Origin of the sequence: Actinoplanes sp. L3-i22, assembly GCF_019704555.1 — a bacterium.
Classification (GTDB): Bacteria; Actinomycetota; Actinomycetes; order Mycobacteriales; family Micromonosporaceae; genus Actinoplanes.
In genome coordinates this window covers 3,852,023-3,869,280 of the sequence record NZ_AP024745.1, presented here as the reverse complement: position 1 = coordinate 3,869,280, position 17,258 = coordinate 3,852,023, and the positions used below count along the sequence as shown (strand labels likewise).

At 72.1% G+C, this 17,258-nt stretch carries 16 protein-coding genes; 6 read left to right on the top strand and 10 right to left on the bottom strand.

Annotated elements, in window-relative coordinates; all coding sequences use genetic code 11:
- Positions 1-78: 78 nt before the first annotated feature.
- On the top strand, positions 79-1,842 hold the full coding sequence (locus L3i22_RS17110; protein WP_221327958.1) for a thiamine pyrophosphate-dependent enzyme: 1,764 nt from the start codon (positions 79-81) through the stop codon (positions 1,840-1,842).
- Here the strand turns inward: L3i22_RS17110 and L3i22_RS17105 are convergent.
- Entirely contained in the window at positions 1,839-2,708 is an 870-nt protein-coding gene (locus L3i22_RS17105) for a hypothetical protein (protein WP_221327957.1), read from the bottom strand. The two genes, L3i22_RS17110 and L3i22_RS17105, sit on opposite strands and share 4 nt — an antisense overlap.
- 119 nt (positions 2,709-2,827) lie before the next feature.
- On the opposite strand from L3i22_RS17105, the gene L3i22_RS17100 reads away from it, so the two are divergent.
- Positions 2,828-4,705 carry a BTAD domain-containing putative transcriptional regulator gene (locus L3i22_RS17100; RefSeq protein ID WP_221327956.1) on the top strand — a complete coding sequence of 626 codons (1,878 nt, stop codon included), beginning with the start codon at positions 2,828-2,830 and terminating at the stop codon, positions 4,703-4,705.
- Between the two features lie 4 nt (positions 4,706-4,709).
- Here the strand turns inward: L3i22_RS17100 and L3i22_RS17095 are convergent, their stop codons facing one another.
- Both L3i22_RS17095 and L3i22_RS17090 read right to left on the bottom strand, forming a co-directional pair.
- Positions 4,710-5,099 carry a hypothetical protein gene (locus L3i22_RS17095; protein ID WP_221327955.1) on the bottom strand — a complete coding sequence of 130 codons (390 nt, stop codon included), beginning with the start codon at positions 5,097-5,099 and terminating at the stop codon, positions 4,710-4,712.
- 42 nt (positions 5,100-5,141) lie between these two features.
- Positions 5,142-5,687 carry an alpha/beta hydrolase gene (locus L3i22_RS17090; protein WP_221327954.1) on the bottom strand — a complete coding sequence of 182 codons (546 nt, stop codon included), beginning with the start codon at positions 5,685-5,687 and terminating at the stop codon, positions 5,142-5,144.
- A 143-nt stretch (positions 5,688-5,830) separates the two neighbouring features.
- Between L3i22_RS17090 and L3i22_RS17085 the strand changes: the two genes are divergently transcribed.
- Both L3i22_RS17085 and L3i22_RS17080 read left to right on the top strand, forming a co-directional pair.
- Positions 5,831-6,046 carry a hypothetical protein gene (locus tag L3i22_RS17085; protein ID WP_221327953.1) on the top strand — a complete coding sequence of 72 codons (216 nt, stop codon included), beginning with the start codon at positions 5,831-5,833 and terminating at the stop codon, positions 6,044-6,046.
- A 334-nt stretch (positions 6,047-6,380) separates the two neighbouring features.
- The gene (locus L3i22_RS17080; protein WP_221327952.1) at positions 6,381-6,962 is read left to right on the top strand and encodes a Dps family protein; all 582 of its coding nucleotides are present in this window, start codon (positions 6,381-6,383) and stop codon (positions 6,960-6,962) included.
- Positions 6,963-7,280: 318 nt separating this feature from the next.
- Here the strand turns inward: L3i22_RS17080 and L3i22_RS17075 are convergent, their stop codons facing one another.
- Positions 7,281-7,559: an excalibur calcium-binding domain-containing protein gene (locus tag L3i22_RS17075; RefSeq protein ID WP_221327951.1), complete on the bottom strand. Its 279-nt coding sequence runs from the start codon at positions 7,557-7,559 to the stop codon at positions 7,281-7,283.
- 396 nt (positions 7,560-7,955) lie between these two features.
- Positions 7,956-8,339: a cupin domain-containing protein gene (locus L3i22_RS17070; RefSeq protein WP_221327950.1), complete on the bottom strand. Its 384-nt coding sequence runs from the start codon at positions 8,337-8,339 to the stop codon at positions 7,956-7,958.
- 278 nt (positions 8,340-8,617) lie between these two features.
- On the opposite strand from L3i22_RS17070, the gene L3i22_RS17065 reads away from it, so the two are divergent.
- The gene (locus L3i22_RS17065; protein ID WP_221327949.1) at positions 8,618-10,168 is read left to right on the top strand and encodes a polysaccharide lyase family 1 protein; all 1,551 of its coding nucleotides are present in this window, start codon (positions 8,618-8,620) and stop codon (positions 10,166-10,168) included.
- Positions 10,169-10,496: 328 nt separating this feature from the next.
- On the opposite strand, the gene L3i22_RS17060 is transcribed toward L3i22_RS17065, so the two are convergent.
- Positions 10,497-11,246 (bottom strand): lysophospholipase, encoded by a 750-nt coding sequence (locus L3i22_RS17060; RefSeq protein ID WP_221327948.1) that lies wholly within the window; start codon positions 11,244-11,246, stop codon positions 10,497-10,499.
- A gap of 461 nt (positions 11,247-11,707) precedes the next feature.
- Here L3i22_RS17060 and L3i22_RS17055 point away from each other — a divergent pair, with 461 nt between their 5' ends.
- Positions 11,708-12,505: an alpha/beta hydrolase gene (locus L3i22_RS17055; protein WP_221327947.1), complete on the top strand. Its 798-nt coding sequence runs from the start codon at positions 11,708-11,710 to the stop codon at positions 12,503-12,505.
- 70 nt (positions 12,506-12,575) lie between these two features.
- Here the strand turns inward: L3i22_RS17055 and L3i22_RS17050 are convergent, their stop codons facing one another.
- The 4 genes from L3i22_RS17050 to L3i22_RS17035 all read right to left on the bottom strand — a co-directional run bounded on the left by L3i22_RS17050 (position 12,576) and on the right by L3i22_RS17035 (position 17,249).
- Positions 12,576-13,676, bottom strand: coding sequence for a hypothetical protein (locus L3i22_RS17050; RefSeq protein WP_221327946.1), 1,101 nt, complete (start codon positions 13,674-13,676; stop codon positions 12,576-12,578).
- A 590-nt stretch (positions 13,677-14,266) separates the two neighbouring features.
- On the bottom strand, positions 14,267-15,001 hold the full coding sequence (locus tag L3i22_RS17045) for a hypothetical protein (protein ID WP_221327945.1): 735 nt from the start codon (positions 14,999-15,001) through the stop codon (positions 14,267-14,269).
- Entirely contained in the window at positions 14,998-16,620 is a 1,623-nt protein-coding gene (locus tag L3i22_RS17040) for a hypothetical protein (protein WP_221327944.1), read from the bottom strand. Before L3i22_RS17040 ends, L3i22_RS17045 begins: the two co-directional genes overlap by 4 nt.
- Positions 16,617-17,249: a TOMM precursor leader peptide-binding protein gene (locus L3i22_RS17035; RefSeq protein WP_221327943.1), complete on the bottom strand. Its 633-nt coding sequence runs from the start codon at positions 17,247-17,249 to the stop codon at positions 16,617-16,619. Before L3i22_RS17035 ends, L3i22_RS17040 begins: the two co-directional genes overlap by 4 nt.
- Positions 17,250-17,258: the final 9 nt, after the last annotated feature.

The window sequence follows — 17,258 nt, the reverse complement described above, 5'->3', positions numbered from 1 at the left end:
TGATCTTGAAGAGGCCGAAGGCCGTGCTCGGGGCGAGGTGGCGTGATTGGGCAGGCGGAATGCGGGTAGCTCGTCGGGGTGACCGAGATTACTGCTGAGGTTCTGATCGAGCGGCTCGCCGCCTGGGGCGTCGACACCGTGTTCGGCCTGCCCGGGGACGGGATCAACGGGATCATGGAGGGTCTGCGCCGGCACGCGGACAAGATCCGGTTCGTGCTGGTGCACCATGAGGAGGCGGCCGCGTTCATGGCGACCGGCTACGCCAAGGCGACCGGGAAGATCGGGGTCTGCCTGGCCACCTCCGGGCCCGGCGGGATCCATCTGGCGAACGGGCTCTACGACGCGAAGCTGGACCACGTGCCGGTGCTGGCGATCACCGGGCTGCAGGAGAGCAGTGTGCTCGGCACCGCCTACCAGCAGGAGGTGGCGCTGGACCGGCTCTTCGAGGACGTCGCCGAGTACAACCAGGTGATCATGAATCCGGCGCAGGTGCCGGCGGTGGTGGACATCGCGATCCGGACCGCGTACGCGCGCCGGGGCGTGGCCCACCTGACCATTCCGAACGACATCCAGATCGCGCCGGCCCACGCGGATCCGTATCAGACGGTCGCGCCGGTGCGATCGCCGGCGACCGCACCGATCTACCTGGCGCCGGACGTCCGGCCGCGCGACGAGGACCTGCGCCGGGCCGCCGACGTGCTGAACGCGGGCTCGAAGGTGGCGATCCTGGCCGGGATCGGCGCGCGGGGCGCCGGCGCGCTGGTCGAGGAGGTGGCGGCGCGGCTGGACGCGCCGATCGTGAAGTCGCTGCTCGGGAAGATGGTGGTGGCCGACGACTCACCGTACGTGATCGGTGGTCTCGGGCTGCTCGGCACCAGGCCGAGTGAGGAGCTGATGGAGGAGGCCGACACGCTCCTGATGCTGGGGACGAACTTCCCGTACACGAAGTTCCTTCCGGAGCCCGGAAAGGCGCGGGTCGTCCAGGTCGACATCGATGCCACCCGGGCCGGCACGCGCATTCCGACCGAGGTGCCGCTGGTCGGCGACGTCGGCGCGACCCTGACCGCGCTGCTGCCGTTGCTGGAGCCGAAGAAGGGCGACCTGCTGCGGGAGTACCGGGCGAAGTTCGCGGACTGGAAGGCCGCGATGGCCGCGCTGGAATCGTCGGACCGGGATCCGATCGCCCCGCAATATCTCGCGCACCGGTTGGACCTGCAGTGCGCCGACGACGCGATCATGGCGTGCGATTCCGGCACCATCGCGACCTGGGCGGCGCGGCACTGGCAGATCCGCGGGAATCGCGAGTTCTATCTGTCCGGGACGCTGGCCAGCATGGCGCCGGGGCTGCCCTATGCGATGGCGATGCAGCACGCGTATCCGGGGCGGCAGGTGATCGCCTATGTCGGGGACGGCGGTTTCGCGATGCTGATGGCCGAATTCCACACCGCGGTCCGCTATCGGCTGCCGATCAAGGTGGTCATCAACAACAACAATTCGCTCGGGCAGATCCTCTGGGAGCAGATGGTGCTCGGCTATCCCGAGCACGGGGTCCGCTTCGGGGAACCGCTGCCGGACTATGCCGGCTGGGCTTCCGGTTGCGGTGCTTTCGGGGTACGGATCGACAAGTCCGCCGACCTCCCGAACGCCCTGGCGGAGGCGCTCGCGTACCCCGGCCCGGCCCTGCTGGACGTCGCGGTGAACCCGGACGAGCCGCCACTGCCCGGGAAGGTCTCCTACGACCAGGCGAAGAAGTTCGCCGCCTCGTGGCTGAAGGGCCAGCCGCACCAGGCGGCGATCGCGACCACCCTGTTCAAGGACAAGATCCAGCAGCTGAAGGGTTAGTTGCAGCTGCTCCCGACATCCAGCGAGTGGGCCGAGTCGAGCGCCGCCTCCGGGTCCTCGGTGGCGCCGGTCTGCTCGGGGTCGGTCGAGACGCCCGGCCGGAGCAGGCCCTTCTTCGACGCCTCGCAGTCCATCCAGGCGGTGTACCCGCTGGACTCCCGGATCCACAGGCCCTTGTCGGCCGCGGCCAGGTTCTTCGCGCTCGGCAGCTGCCAGGTGATCTCGTCGTGCACGGCCGCGATGCGGGGGTAGCCGCCGATGAACGCGTACACCCAGAGGAAGTTCGTCTTGACCTGCAGGGTCGGCACGCCACCGCTCTGCACCGAGGTGAACGTCACCGTGCCGTTGACCCGGGGCTGCTCGGCCGGGTCCAGCTTCACGGCCGGATCGATGTAGGTGGCGAGCGTCATCTGCCCGCCGTCCTTGAACGCCGGCTCGAGGTGGGACCGGCTGGACGGCGCGACCAGGCCGAGGAACACCGACGGCTCGTGCTGGACCAGCATCCGCTGGTCCAGCCGGCCGGCGATCATCGCGGCGCGCACGTCCGCCAGGCCGGCCCGCACCTCGGCGACGGTGAAGCCGGGGACCGCCTTCGCGGCCGGCATGACCAGCCCGGCCTCGCCCTTCGCGTAGTTGCCGGCCGGGGTGCCCGCGAACGGGCCGGCGTTCGCCGCGCTCGGCGCCGGTGTGCCGGTCCGCTTGGCCGGAAGTCCGGAGTAGCCGCTCGGCGCCGGGTAGGCCGCGTCCGCGGCGTTGCCCTCCGGCCCGGCGTTCATCCGGTGGAAGACGGCCACCGCCACCAGGATCGCGACGATCGCGATGCCGGCGATCTCCATCGGACCGATCGCCCGTTTGCCCTGACCCATGTTTTCCGCCCCCGCAGCAAGATGATCATGGATCATAGGGCTCCCCCCCGGACATTCACCAGGTGCTCCGTGCCCAGGCCGGGTGAACAGCGGACGAGCAGCCCGGTAGCGTCAGCACGGTGCTGATCCGGTTCGGGGTGCTCGGCCCGGTGACCGCCGAGGACGCGGACGGCCGCCCGATCCCGCTCAAGGGGCCGATGCACCGCGCCGTGCTGGGCCGGCTCCTGGTCGCCCGGGGCCGCGTCGTTCCGGTCACCGATCTCGTCGACGACCTGTGGGTTTCGCCTCCGGCGAAAGCGATTGCGACGGTACGGACGTTTGTCGCCGCCCTGCGCCGTGCCGTCGAACCCGACCGGCCGCCCCGCGCGCCGGCGCGACTGCTGGTCAGCCGGGGCTCGGGTTACGCCCTGGCGGCCACCCCCGACCAGGTCGACGCGTGGCGGTTCGAGCAGGTGGTCGGCGCGACGGCGACGCTCGCCGCACTGGACCGGGCGCTCGGGTGGTGGCGCGGGCCGGCGTACGCGGACTTCCCGGACGCCGCGTGGCCGCGCGCCGAACGGTCCCGGCTCACCGAGCTGCGCCTGCGCGCGGTCGAGCTGCGCGCCGAGACGCTGCTGGACCTGGGCCGCCCCGCGGACGCGGTGCCGGACCTCGACGAGCACGTGACCGCGCACCCCTGGCGCGAGCCGGGGTGGCGGCTGCTCGCCCTGGCGCTGTACCGCGCGGGCCGGCAGGGCGACGCGCTGGCGGTGCTGCGGCGGGCCCGGGAGCTGCTCGCCGGGCAGCTCGGCGTGGAGCCGGGCGCCGAGCTGCGCGCCCTCGAAATCGACGTGCTGCGCCAGGAACCCCGCCTGGATCACCTGTCCGAATCGGTCTTCACGCACGCCGCCACGGCCTACGAGCGGCTGGTGCCGAGCGGCTCGCGGGGCCGGCTGGAGTCCGCGGTCGGGCTGCTGCGCAACCTCGCGGTGACCGGCCCGGACGGTCTGGAGGTGGCCCGGGAGCAGCGGGCCGCGGCGGTCCGGGCAGCCGAGCAGCTCGGCGACCCGGAGCTGACCGCGCGGGTGATCGGCGCCTACGACGTACCGGCGATCTGGACCCGGGCCGACGACCCGGCGCAGTCCGCGGAGATCGTCGCCGCGGCCGAGCGGGCGCTCGCCGTGCTGCCGGCCGCCGGGCACGACGCGGCCCGGGTCCGGCTCCTCGCCACGATCGCGGTCGAGTCGCGCGGCACCCGGGACCCGCGGCCGGGCGAGTGCGCCCGGCGGGCCGAGGCGATCGCCCGGGACCTGGACGACCCGGCGCTGCTGGCGTTCGCGCTGAACGGCACGTTCATGCAGAGCTGCCACCGGACCGGGAACTCCGCGGGCCGGGACGCGATCGGCGCCGAGCTGGTCGCCCTGTCCGCCCGGCACGGGCTGGTCACCGCGGAGATCCTGGGGCACCTGATCCGGTTGCAGGCGGCGAGCGCGACCGGCCGGTTCGACGACGGGGACCGGCACGCGGCGGCGGCCGACCGGCTGGCCGAGCGGCACGAGCTGCCGCTCGCGACGGTGTTCACCGAGTGGTACCGGGCGCTGCGGGCGGACCTGACCGGGGCGGTCTCCGACGATCCGTATCGGACAGCGGCCGAGCGGCTGGACGGGGCCGGGATGCCCGGGGTGCGGGCCGGGCTGCTGCCGCTGGCGCGGCTGGGCCGGCGGCTGCGGCTCGGCCTGCCGGTGCTCTACGAGGACGCCTGGGGGCCCTATGCGATGTGGGCGCGCCTGGTGACCCGGCCGGGCGAGACCGTGCTGGCCGACGTCCCGGACCCGCCGGCCGACCTGCTCGCCGAGGCGTTGTGGTGCCTGTTCGCGCGGGCCGCGACGCTGGCCGGCGACCGGGTGGCGATGGCCCGGGCCCGGGCCGCGCTCGCCCCGGCCGCGGCGGAGTGGGCCGGCGCGGCCAGCGGACTGCTCACCGTCGGCCGGGTCGCCGACTACCTGGCCGCGATGTGAGAGGTCACGCGTCGTCCCAGTCGGCCAGATCGTCGATCTCGGTCACCCGATCGCCGGCGAAGACCACCAGCAGGCCCAGTTCGGTGGGGGCGGGCGCCTCGGTGAACCGCACCTCCCAGTTCTCCCCGGACCGGAACGTCATCTCCGGATCCCAGTGCCCGGGGTCGCCGGTCAGCCCGGCGGCCCCGGCCGCGACGGCCAGGAGACGATCGGCGTCCGCACAGATCCGGTCGATGAACGCGACATCGATCGCCGTCATCGGCTCGTCGTCGAGGATGACGTTCACCGGAACCCCGGACTCGTCACCCAGGCGTCCCGACCAGCACAGGATTCCGTCCGGAGCGTCCGGGACCACACGCATTCCCACCACGAGCCGTAGCGCGGGAGTGTCCATCCCGTCATCCTGCTCCCGAACGGAACCGGCGGAAACGGGCGTCTACAGCGTGCCGGCGAAGTCGTCCACCGCGGCGGTGACCTGGCGCAGGATCTCCACCGAGCTCACCGGGTCACCGGTGATCTCCAGGCCGTGATCGGCACCCTCCGCCTCGTAGAACGGGCGGCGCAGCCCCCGGACCACCGCCGGGTCCCAGGCCGGGTCGGCCGTGCCGCCGGCCAGCAGGAACGGGGCCGGGCTGCGGTGCAGATCGGCCGGCAGCTCGGGCAGGCGCAGGATCGGGGTCAGCCAGACCGCGGGCAGGCCCCGGTCCGCGGCGTGGGCGGCCGCGAAGCAGCCCATCGACTTGCCGACCAGCGCGATCCGCGGGTCGGTCTCCCGCGCCAGCACCCGGCCCAGATGGTCGTGCACGTAGGACCGCAACTGCCGGTTCCACAGGTCCGGATCGTCACCCCGGTGCGGCAGCAGCGACGGCCAGCGGACCTCCCGGACCGTCCAGCCGTGCTTCGCGAACACCTCGCCGGCGAAGTGCAGCAGCGGCCGCTCGGCGGAGTAGCTGTGACCGGGGATCAACAGGACGACCGACATCCAGTGATGATATTCAATCGACACACCGGCCGCGCCCGTCATGTTTCCCGTCCCGTCGATGGGCACATCGCCCGTCATGTTTTCGCTCGCCGTCGATGGGCACATCGACAGGAGTACGACGAGACGACAGGAGGTCGCCCGAGATGGCCGGCAAGGAACACGACGTGAATCGCAGCGCGCGGAGCGGACGCTTCGTCAAGGAGTCCACCACCGCGCGGCAGCCCAAGACCACGACCACCGAGCACGTGGGCAAGAGCCGCGGTGACCACGAGGTGCACCGCAGCACGGCGACCGGACGCTTCGTCAAGAAGACCACGACGGAGCTGCATCCGTCGACGACGGAGACCCAGCGGGTCTGACGTTCCCGGAGCCGCCGCCCTCAGCCGGGCGGCGACTCCGTGTCACCGGCAGCAGGGTGCCGTGGCGATCGCGACCACGATGAAACCCCGCGCCGAGCGTGCACACCTGAGTGCGCGGCTCCGGCGGGGCCTCCCGGTCCCGGGTGGTGAACAGGCCCGCCACCACGAAGAGGCCAGGCGCCCTCGTCGGCGAGGCGGGCACAGACCGCGGCCGCCGGATAGCGCGCCAGAATCGTGCCGCCATTCCGGCCCGGCAGTGTGCCCGGTCGGGTTTGCGCACGCCGAACCCGGGAATTGCGAGAAACCGAGTCCATCGGTGAAGGAGTGATGAGAAATGCCACCGCGCAAGCGAGCGACAGCCACCACCGCCACGAGCCCGAGCTACACGGTGCCCGGGGTCAAGCCCGACGTCGCGGGTGAGGTCATCGCGGTGCTGCAGGAGCGGCTCAACGCGCTCAACGATCTCGCGCTGACGCTCAAACACGTGCACTGGAATGTGGTCGGCCCACATTTCATCGCCGTGCACCAGATGCTCGACCCGCAGGTCGACTCGGTCCGCGAAATGGTGGACGCGATCGCCGAGCGGATCGCCACGCTGGGCGGATCCCCGGTCGGCACGCCGGGCGCACTGGTCGCCCATCGCACCTGGGACGACTACTCGATCGGCCGGGCCGACACGAACTCGCACCTGGCCGCGCTGGACATCGTCTACAGCGGCGTGATCGAGTCGCACCGGGCGGCGATCGAGAAGACCGACGAGCCGGATCCGGTGACGCAGGATCTGCTGATCGGCCAGGCGGGCAAGCTGGAGCAGTATCACTGGTTCGTCCGGGCCCACCTGGAGAACGCTCAGGGGGTGCTGTCGACGGCCGGCGTGCACGACGAGAAAACCGCCGCCAAACGCGGCAAGCGCTGATTTCCGCCTTTTCTCGCGCTTTCCTGCGGGATTTTCGGCACGCTTTCCAACACGCTTTTCCTGCACGCTTTTCCTGCACGCTTTTCCTGCACGCGAAAGGCCGCCGGTGGTTCCGGCGGCCTTTTTCGCCGTACGGCGGTGGCCACCGCCCCCGGTCCTCGGGCGCGGGTCGGCACCCACTCCAGCCCCCCGCTCCCGGCCTCGGACGCGGGTCGGCGCCCGCTCCAGCCTGCGGTCCCGGCCACGGACGCGGGATTGGCGCCCGCTCCGGCTGCGGCGCCCGGCCCGGGTGGGTCGGGCGCCCCGGCGTGCGCGAGGTCAGCGCTTCTCGCAGGCGATGCCGTCCTTGTCCCGGTCGGACTTCTTGTTCGCCTGGTAGAGCGCGTTCGACACCTTGAAGTTGGTGACCTTCTTCGTGGTGCCCCGAACCTTGTCCTTGGCGCCCTTCTTGCCCACGCCGTGCTTGTACACCTTGTTCAGGGCGGTGCAGTTCTTGTACGTCTTCGCCGCCGCCTGGGCCGGGGTGACGGTGACGGCCGTGGCGCCCGCGAACGCGAGCGCGCCGACCAGCAGACCTCGCGCGATCTTGTCGAGCATGGAACTCCGAATCTTCGGTGGAAGGTGGAAACCGGACGTTACGGCCGGGGGAACCGGGGCGGCCATCGGTCGTTCCAGCCGACAACTCGGCCGCTTCGCCGGTCCCGGTGCCCGAAGCGCGGAACCTCCGGCGCGTCGCATGGACAACGACCGCCGCGGCGGTGCACGGCCGCGCTCCCGGTAGCGCCGGATGGGCTCCGGGCTGCGGGGCGGCGGCTACCGCCGTACCGGGAAATGGGTGAAGCCTGCCCGAAGCGGACCTCGCGCCGCGTGCCGGCCGGACCGGCCCTCGCGTCGCGTGCCGGCCGGATCTGCGTCGCGTGCCGGCCGGAGCGGACCTCGCGTCGCGTGCCGGCCGGATCTGCGTCGCGTGCGGCCGGAGCGGACCTCGGGTTGTCAGGTGACCGGGTCGCCCCACTCGGTCTCGCCGGTGGCGGTGACCGCGAGGTGGACGAACGTGCTGTCGTCGGTGGCGCCGTGCCAGTGCGGGACGCCGGGCTCGACGTGCACCCAGTCGCCCGGGCCGAGGACGATCGGCTCCGCCAGGCCCTCCCATTGGATCAGTCCGCGGCCGGAGACCACGACCAGCGCCTGCTCACCGGTGTGGACGTGCCAGTGGGAGCGGCCGCCCGGCGCGTACGAGAAGCGGTTGCCGCGCAGGCCGTCGGGCCGTTGCCGGGCGAGGATGTCGGCCTGCCAGACGCCGCCGTCGAACTTGTCCGGGGAGGCCGCCGCGGACGGTGCCGACACCTCCGGGACGACCTTGAAGTAGGAGCTCATGCCCCTATTCTCCGGCCGGCGAGGACGACCGGCGGCCGGCGCGGGGAACCTGCGGGGTGCCGCTCTCCGCAGGCCGCCGGGGCCCGCGGGGGCCGGCCGGAGCGCGGGTAGCCGGGAACCCCCTGGACAGCGGCCGGAGTCGGCCGTCGAGAGCCGCCGGGAACTGCAACAAAATGCAAACGGCGAAGTTTCTTGTGTGTTAATCGACGTCCTCCTATGCTCGGCAGAGAACCATAGGAAAGCGCTTTCCTGCACCCCATCCCCAAGGAGCGCCGATCATGAGGAAAACCCGATTCATCGCCGTCGCGGGCACCGCGGTAGCCGCGGGCGCCATCGCCATCGCCCTGCCACTCCCCCAGGCGTCCGCCGCGGTCGCCGGCTCGGCCAGCGGCTTCGCCACCCAGAACGGCGGCACCACCGGCGGCGCCGGCGGGACGACCGTCCGGGCGACCACCGGCACCCAGATCCACCAGGCCCTGTGCGGCCGGGCCAGTGCCAGCACGCCGATCATCATCGAGGTCACCGGCACGATCAACCACGGCAACACGACGAAGGTCTCCGGCGACAGCTGCAACACCGCCGCCGACAAGATCGAGCTGAAGGACATCTCGAACGTCACGATCGTCGGCGTCGGCGGCGCCGTCTTCGACCAGCTGGGCATCCACCTCCGGAACGCCAGCAACATCATCATCCAGAACGTGACGGTCCAGAACGTGAAGAAGTCCGGCTCCCCGACGTCGAACGGCGGCGACGCGATCGGCATGGAGACCGACGTGCACAACGTCTGGGTCGACCACGCCACGCTGATCGCCTCGGGCGGCGAGGACGCCGGTTACGACGGCCTGTTCGACATGAAGGACAACACGAATTACGTCACGTTGTCCTACAGCATCCTGCGGAACTCCGGCCGCGGCGGGCTGGTCGGCTCGAGCGACAGCGACCTCGCCAACGGGCCGATCACGTTCCACCACAACTGGTACGAGAACATCGACTCCCGCACGCCGCTGCTGCGTGGCGCGACCGCGCACATCTACAACAACTACTACCACAGCCTCAACGAGTCCGGGATCAACCCGCGGGCCGGCGGCAAGGCGAAGGTCGACAACAACTACTTCCAGGACTCGAAGGACGTGCTCGGCACGTTCTACACCGACCTGCCCGGTTACTGGCAGGTCAGCGGGAACACGTTCGACAACGTGACCTGGTCGGCGCCGGGCACGGACACCAACCCGGCCGGCCCGAACCCGGTCTCCAACACGACCGTGAGCATCCCGTACTCGTACACCCTGGACGGCACCTCCTGCGTGCCGGCCGTGGTCAAGGCGACCGCCGGCGCGGACACCGGCCTGAAGACGTCGACCGGGACGTGCGCGACCACCACGAGCAGCCCGAGCCCGACGACGTCGAGCAGCCCGACGCCCAGCACGCCGAGCAGCCCGACCCCGACCACGTCGCAGCCGACCGGCACCAACCTGAGCCTGGCCTCCGGCGCGGGAGCGGACGGCTCCAGCAAGGCGAGCGGCACGAGCTACGGCAACGTCAAGGACGGCAGCCTGAGCACGTACTGGTCACCGAGCGGCACCACCGGCGACATCTCGATCAAGTGGGGCTCGGCCACCACGGTCTCCCGCATCAACATCCGCGAGATCACCTCCGGCGTGATCGGCGCCTACCAGGTCCTCAACGGCGCCACCGGCACCGTCCTGAAGTCCGGCACCGGCGCCGGCGTGATCACCTTCACCGCAACATCAACAACAAAGATCACCTTCAAAATCACCAGCGCTTCCGGTACGCCGCAGGTCGCCGAGTTCGAGACCTACGCCTCCTGACACCGGAGTCGGCGTCCGGCCCCCGCCGGACGCCGCCCCCGCCCTTCCCGATCCACCCACTCAGCCCAGGCCGATCCGCCCACCGAGCCGCAGCCCGCCCGCCGAGCCCAGCCCGACGCGCCCGCCGAGCCGCGGCCCGGCCGCCCGCTCAGCCCAGCCCGACGCGCCCACCGAGCCGCAGCCCGCCCGCCCGCTGAGCCCAGCCCGACGCGCACGCTGAGCCGCAGCCCGCCCGATGGGCCCGGCCCGTCCGCCCAGCCCAGGCCGCCCATCCAGGCGCGGCCCGCCCGCTCAGCCCAGGTCGGCCCGCTCAGCGGCGACGTCCCGATTACAGGTGCCGGGACAGGAACGCCTCGTCGAGGCCGTACCACCGGATGTTGCGGTGATCGCCCGGGTTGGCGTGCAGCGTCTTCTCCGCCGAGCCGAACGCGTCGAACAGGTCCAGCGCCGACTGCCGGTCCACGTGCTGGTCGTCCCACGGCAGCAGGAACTGCACCGGCACGGTGATCCTGCGCGCCGCCTCGATCAGCGACTCACCGACCACGAACCCGCCACCGAAGATCGCCGCCCGGATCCGGGGCTCGGCCGCGACCAGCGGAATCCCGATCCCGGTGCCGAGCGTGATCCCACCGCCGTACCCGATCGGCGCCTCCGGCCCGATCTCCGGAAGATCCTGAAAAACCTTCAAGATCAATTGCCATTCGGGTACGGCCTGCTCCGCCAGCGTCGCCCCGTAGCGGGCGCTCACCGACGCGACACCGGCGGAGTCCCCGTCCGTCATCGCCTGCCGCAGCTCGGCGCGGGCCTGATCGTCCACGGCCCGGCGCGGGCGATCGCCGTGCCCCGGCGCGTCGATCGCGACCACGCTGAAGCCCCACTTGACCACGTTGTCCCGGGCCCGGGCCACCTGGGCCGGCGTCTTCTTGTGCTGCCCGCCACCGTGACCCATCAGGACCAGCGGGGTGGGACCGCCGGCGACGGCCGGTGACCAGAGAACGCCGGGGATCTCGCCGACGATGAAGTCACGCTCGCGGACCCCGTCCGACGAGGAGTCGGCGAGGAAACGTACAGAATCCATGGTTTTGCCTTTCGGGGGTTGCCTTTGTCGAGGCGCTCCCCCGGCTTCAGACGCCGGCCGTGACGGAGCGAGGGAGCACCCACCTCGAAACATCGGTCATGGGTCTCACCTCCTCCGGTAGTGCCACGGCGAACCGAAGACTACCGCTCCTTCCGCGCCCTGTCGTGATCATTCCCCGTCGATCCCGAACTCGCCGCTGGTGACGTTGCCGGCCGCCCTCGGCCACGAACGCCTGGGTGACGGCCGGGCCGAGGCCGGCGCCGGTCACCACGATGTTCCGCCCGGTCAGATGGAGTTCCATGTCTGCTCCTCGCTCGCCGTCGTTGTGCCCGGAACGTTAGAGGGCCGCGGGAGCCCGCCGCTTCCTACCAAAGAACTAATCGCTCCACAGTCGAAGGACGGAAGCGCGGCGGGTGCCCGGACCGGCAGGATGAGGCTGTCACCAAGCGAAGGGAACGTCGATGTCCACAGTTGTCTTCATTCACGGGCTCTGGCTGCACTCCACCTCCTGGACCCCCTGGCAGGAGTTCTTCGAGGCGGCGGGCTACCGCACGCTCGCCCCCGAGTGGCCGGGCACGCCGGACACGGTCGCCGCGGCCCGGACCGATCCGGACTCGATCGCCGACCACGGCATCGACGATGTCACCCAGCACTACGCGCGGATCATCGAGGGTCTGGACGAGGCGCCGATCCTGATCGGTCACTCGTTCGGCGGCATGATCTCGGAGAAACTGCTCGGCCTGGGCCACGGCGCCGGCGCGGTGGCGATCGACGCCGCGCAGATCAAGGGCGTGCTGCCGCTGCCGCTGTCCGCGCTGCACTCGACGCTGCCGGTCTTCCGGAACCCGGCGAACCGGCACCGCGCGGTGTCGCTGACCGCCGAGCAGTTCCGGTACAGCTTCGGCAACACGCTGCCGGCCGAGGAGTCCGACGAGCTGCACGAGCGCTGGACGATCCCGGCGCCGGGCAAGCCGCTGTTCGAGGCCGCCGCGGCGAACTTCTCGCTGCACTCCCCCGCCGAGGTGAACACCGGCAACGAGGACCGCGGCCCGCTGCTGCTGATCGCCGGCGGCAAGGACCACACCGTCCCGGAGGTGATCACCCGCGCGACCGCCAAGCAGTACCGGAAGTCCTCGGCGGTCACCGACCTGATCCAGTTCGCCGACCGCGGTCACTCGCTGACGATTGACCACGGGTGGCGCGAGGTCGCCCAGACGTCCCTGGACTGGCTCAACAAGCAGGGCCTCGGCGCCGCCTGACCAGCCGGGCCGAGCCGAGCTGGGCTGGGCCGAGCTGGGAGGCGCGGAGGCGCGGAGGCGCGGAGGCGGGTCAGGACAGGAATTGGGTGATCAGGTGGTAGTAGTTCATCGAGATCATGGTGAGGAGTAGCGCTACGAAGACCGTGCTGATCAGGCCGTAGGCCAGGTAGACGCGGCGCCGGGCGGTGGAGACCGCCCGGTGGGCGGCGGGCAGTGGCATGCGGAACAGGACGTGGCCCATGTAGCGGAAGGCTCGGTCGCGCAGGTTGATCTCGCCCATCGCCGCTTCCATCGCGTGGTGACCGTCGGTCACCGGGAGCAGCGGGTTGAGGTTGTTGAAGATGACGAACAACTGCATACCCAGGAGCCAGCGCACGTCGCCGAAGCGGACCGGGTCGATGGCGATCAGCAGACCGGACAGGCCGGCCGCGGCCACGTCGATCAGCGGGCCGACCAGGGCCACCGCGCTGCGGCCGAAGCGGGAGCGGACGCGGTAGGCGTCGGTCCGGTCCACGTAGGTCAACGGGATCAGGAAGCAGAACAGCTTCACCCCGGCCTCCCGCACCGGCACGCCGAGTGCCTGGCAGACCGCGGCGTGGCCCATCTCGTGCACGGTGGCCTGGACCAGCAGCACGGCTACGGTGAGCAGCCAGGGCGGGCCGACGAAGTCGAGCGGGGCGGGCAGGGTCAGCGCCAGCGCGATGGTGACCACGGACGCCACCGCGGCCAGGAGCAGGAGCGAGGTGATCGTGCGGGGGAAGCGGGCCAGCACCATCGACGGCGGGCGCAGGATCCGGTTGAGGTGCCGGGCCGGGATCCGGATGCGCGGTGTGAGGCGGAAGAAGCGGGCGATGAACAGGTCCCGGCCACCCAGTGGTTCGGGCGGCACGGAGAGCACGCCGGCCGCCCGCAGATCGGTGAGAAATGACAACAGCACAGGGGCACGATCACGGACGCCTTCGGGGCCGCGCGAGCGACGGGCGGCGTCCAGCAGAGCGGTTCCGGTGCGGCTGCCGTCGAGCAGCGGGACCAGGCGCGCGCCGGTCGGGCTGATCCGGACGTAGGTGCCGGTCTCCGGGTCGAAGAGCAGCGGGTGCCCGTCGGCGCCGTCGATGAGGGTGACCTGGGGGGCCAGGGCGACAGGCCCTTCGAGCCAGTCAGTGGTGGTCATGGTCGCTTCCCGGAGAAAAAGCCGAAGAGATCGGAGGTGACGGGGCCGGCCCGGAGGCACGCCGGGTGGCGCACCCCCGTCGGAGGTGACGGGCCGGCCGGAGGCACGCCGGGTGGCGCACCCCCGGCCGAGTTCAGCTGCGCAGGGCGTCAGCGCGTCAGCTGCCGCTGGCGCACGAGACGCCGACGCAGCTGCTGCACGGGCGTCAGCGGCAGCTGGCGCACGAACCGCCGCTGCCACAGCCGCCGCACGGGCCACAGCCGCGGCACGGGCCGCAACCACGGCACGGGCCACAACCGCGGCACGGGCCACAGCCACGGCACGGGCCACAACCGCGGCACGGGCCGCAGCCGTTGCACCCGCCGGTTCCCAGCAGGGACGCGCTGACCACGATCGGCAGCTGCTCAGCGGTCAGGTCGTCCTCGAGCCAGAGGTCGAGTTCCTCGAAGACCTCGGGTCCATTCAGTTCAGTGTGCATGGCGACTCAGCTCCTTCGATGTGTCGTTGTCATGCGGATGCCGTCCGGCCAGTGGGCCTTCCGGCCGGGGCCCGGACGCCGGAAGCGCGGACCCCAGACTGTGGACCGGGCGTCAGGCCGTCGCGTCCGCCGCGGCGCGACCGGCGGCGAAGGCGAGCAGCGGGGCCCGGTGATAGCCGTCGGCGCCGGCGCGTTCGCGCAGCACGTGCGGCAGCAGGCCGGCGAAGACGGTGCCGACCAGGCGCAGGCGCAGGGCGGCCAGCCAGGCGGCGTGCCCGGCCGCGCCGCCGCGGGTCAGCAGGAGCCGGTGGCCGTGGCTGCCGTGCCGGTCGATCGCGCCGGCCAGGTTCCCGGTGATCAGCAGCAGCGCGGCCGCCTCGGCGAACTCCTCCTGCATGACCAGTTCGGCGGCCTCGGCCCCGGACGGCAGGTCGGCGACCCGGCGCAGCGCGCGCTGCTCGGGCAGGTAGCGGTAGAGCCCGGTGTCCACGCCGTCCACCCGCCAGGCCGCCAGGTAGAGCTCCAGCCCGAGCCCGGCCTGCTGCTCGCGCGGCCACGCCTCGACGTCCATCAGGTCGGCGGCCGCGCAGATCGCCGAGACCTCGGCGGTGGTCAGCGGGGTGGGCGCGTAGTCGCGGACGGCGACCCGGTCGGCCAGCACGTCGTCCAGCTCGGCGCGGGGCGGCGCCGGGTCGGGCAGCGCGATGACCGGCCCCTGATCGGAGACGGTCAGCAGGTGGGCGGGTGCCGGACGCAGCGGGCGGCGGGCCGCCGCCGCGTCGAGCCGGGTGTCGGCCAGCAGTCCGTCCAGCAACTGGTAGCGGTCCTCGTCGACGGTCGTGGTCATCGGATCCCCTTCAGGGCGACCACGGCGGTCACCGGCTCGGCCGCGGGGTCCAGCCGCAGCGCGTCGTAGATGGCGGTGTCGTCCCAGCGGTCGGCGAAGCGGCTGGTCATGCCGTGGGTGGCGGCGACCGCGGCGAGCTGGGCGAGCGCGACCCCGGCGTCGAGGCAGAGGATCCGGTACGCGAAGTCGTGGTACTTGGCGGCGACCACGTCGAGCGTGCCGGTGAGGACCAGCAGCGCGGACGGATCGGTGTCCTCGAGCTCCGGGCAGACCCCGGCCGAGGCAGCCCGGATCCGGCCCAGGCTGTGGTCGGCGCGCTGGTAGAAGTACCAGCCCGGATCCACCCCGGGGATGTCCCGGGCGAGCAGGTAGGCCTGCACCGAGCCGAGGTTCCCCCCGGTCGGCGACCACCGGCTGATCTGACCGGGACTGCCCTTGTCACCCAGGTCACGCAATCCCGCCGTACGGCGAAGAAGGTCTGACAGTGACCCGGCGCCCAGCGCGAGGCGCGCAGCGGCCTGATATTCCTTGTTGTAGCGCTGCAGTGCGTGGTTCGCGGGCCGGTAGTGCGCCTGGTGCTCCTTGGGGTTGAGCCATTCGCGGGGCGGGAACGCGACGGCCTGCTCGTAACGGTGCGCCAGCGGCGGCGTGTCCGATTCCGCCCGTGGGTCGGTGGGCAGGCAGTTCGGGCAGCCCGGCCGGCGGTAGGCGCCGACCGCCCGCTGCGACCACCCGGCGAGGTCGTAGACCGTGCAGACCTGCATCGACGCGACCTGGCCGACCCGGGACAGCAGGTGCACGACCTCGGTCGCGGCCAGCGCCGCCCACATCGCGGCCCGCGCCGGCGTCGGCTCGCCGGACAGTTCCGGACGACAGCGCGAGAAGCAGTCGTGGCAGCAGGTGTAGCGGGCGTCGAACAGTGGCCCGATCTCGGCGGTGTCCGTGCCGGCCGCGGTACGCAGCCAGCCGGTCCCGGCCGCGCGGCAGGCCGCGTCGACCTCGGCCATCGCGGCCGCGTCCCCGTTGTCGACGGCGACCAGGAAGTCCCCGACGGTCAGCGGCTCGCCGGTCCAGGCGTGCGCGTCGGCGCCGGCTCCGGCCAGCTCGGTGCGGAGCGTCGCGGCCAGCGGCCCGGTGCCGGCGACCAGCACCCGGGTCCGGGCGAGCCGTTCGCAGGCCTCGTCGCGGCTGCGGTTGACCCGGGTGGTGTCCAGGTTGCGGCCGAGGTATCCGGCGACCTCGGCCGGGATCACCTCGACGGGCGCGCCGACCGGCCCGTCCTGCAGCAACCCGCTCACGTAGAGCAGCGACACGCAGGCACGCAGCGTGCTCACCGGCACGCCGGGGATCACCTCGGCCAGCTCCTCGACGGTGCGGGTGCCGTCCAGGTGCGGCAGCAGCCGCGGGATCAGCTGGACCGCCGACCGGCCACGCAGGACCGTCTGCCGGTTGCCGGTGCCCGGGAACGCGACCCCGTCGACCAGCGGCACCTCGACCAGACCGGCCGCCAGGCAGGGCCGGACCGGCACGCTGAACTGGGGGTCGGCGGCGACGGCGTACGCCATGGTGGTTGCGGTCAACCGGCCCTCGGACCGGGTGGCCTCCTCGACCTGGATCATCGCCAGACTCCCTGCAGCATCTCGGGCAGCCGTTCGTACGACCGCGTCGTCTCGTCCCGCCCCAGCCCGCACCGGGGGCAGCCGTGCACGCCGACCGCCCGTCCGGTCCGTACCTGCTGGGTCGGCACCTCGATCTGGCGGACCCGGCCGGCCTCGGCCGCCGCGTCGGTCCGCAGCCGGTCCACCACGTCGGCCACGACGGCCGCCGCGAGCAGCGCCGTCGACGGCAGGTAGCCGTCCGGCCCGGACTCCGGGTGCGCGTCGTAGTGGTCGCCGATGGCCGCGCGGATCACCCGGGCGTTGTCGTGCTGCGCGAGCCGGCGGCGGTAGCAGTCGTGGCACGCGCCCAGGCCGGGGACGACGGCCGGGCCGATCTCCAGTTGCGGGTGGTCGAGGATCACCGGCAGCCAGGGCTGTCCGGTGCGGAACGACTCGTCGTCGAACTCGCGCTCCAGGCGCGGCGTTCGGCGCCAGGAGGCGAGCACTTTCACACTACGTACGGATAAATCGGTCTTGGTCTTTGAAAAGCCCGGCGCGTCGACGATCGAGACGTCGGTGCACAGGTCACGCAGCCGCTCGGCGACCGCGAACCCGAACGGACCGACCGGAGTGACGATCAGGTGGTACATGCTGGCTCC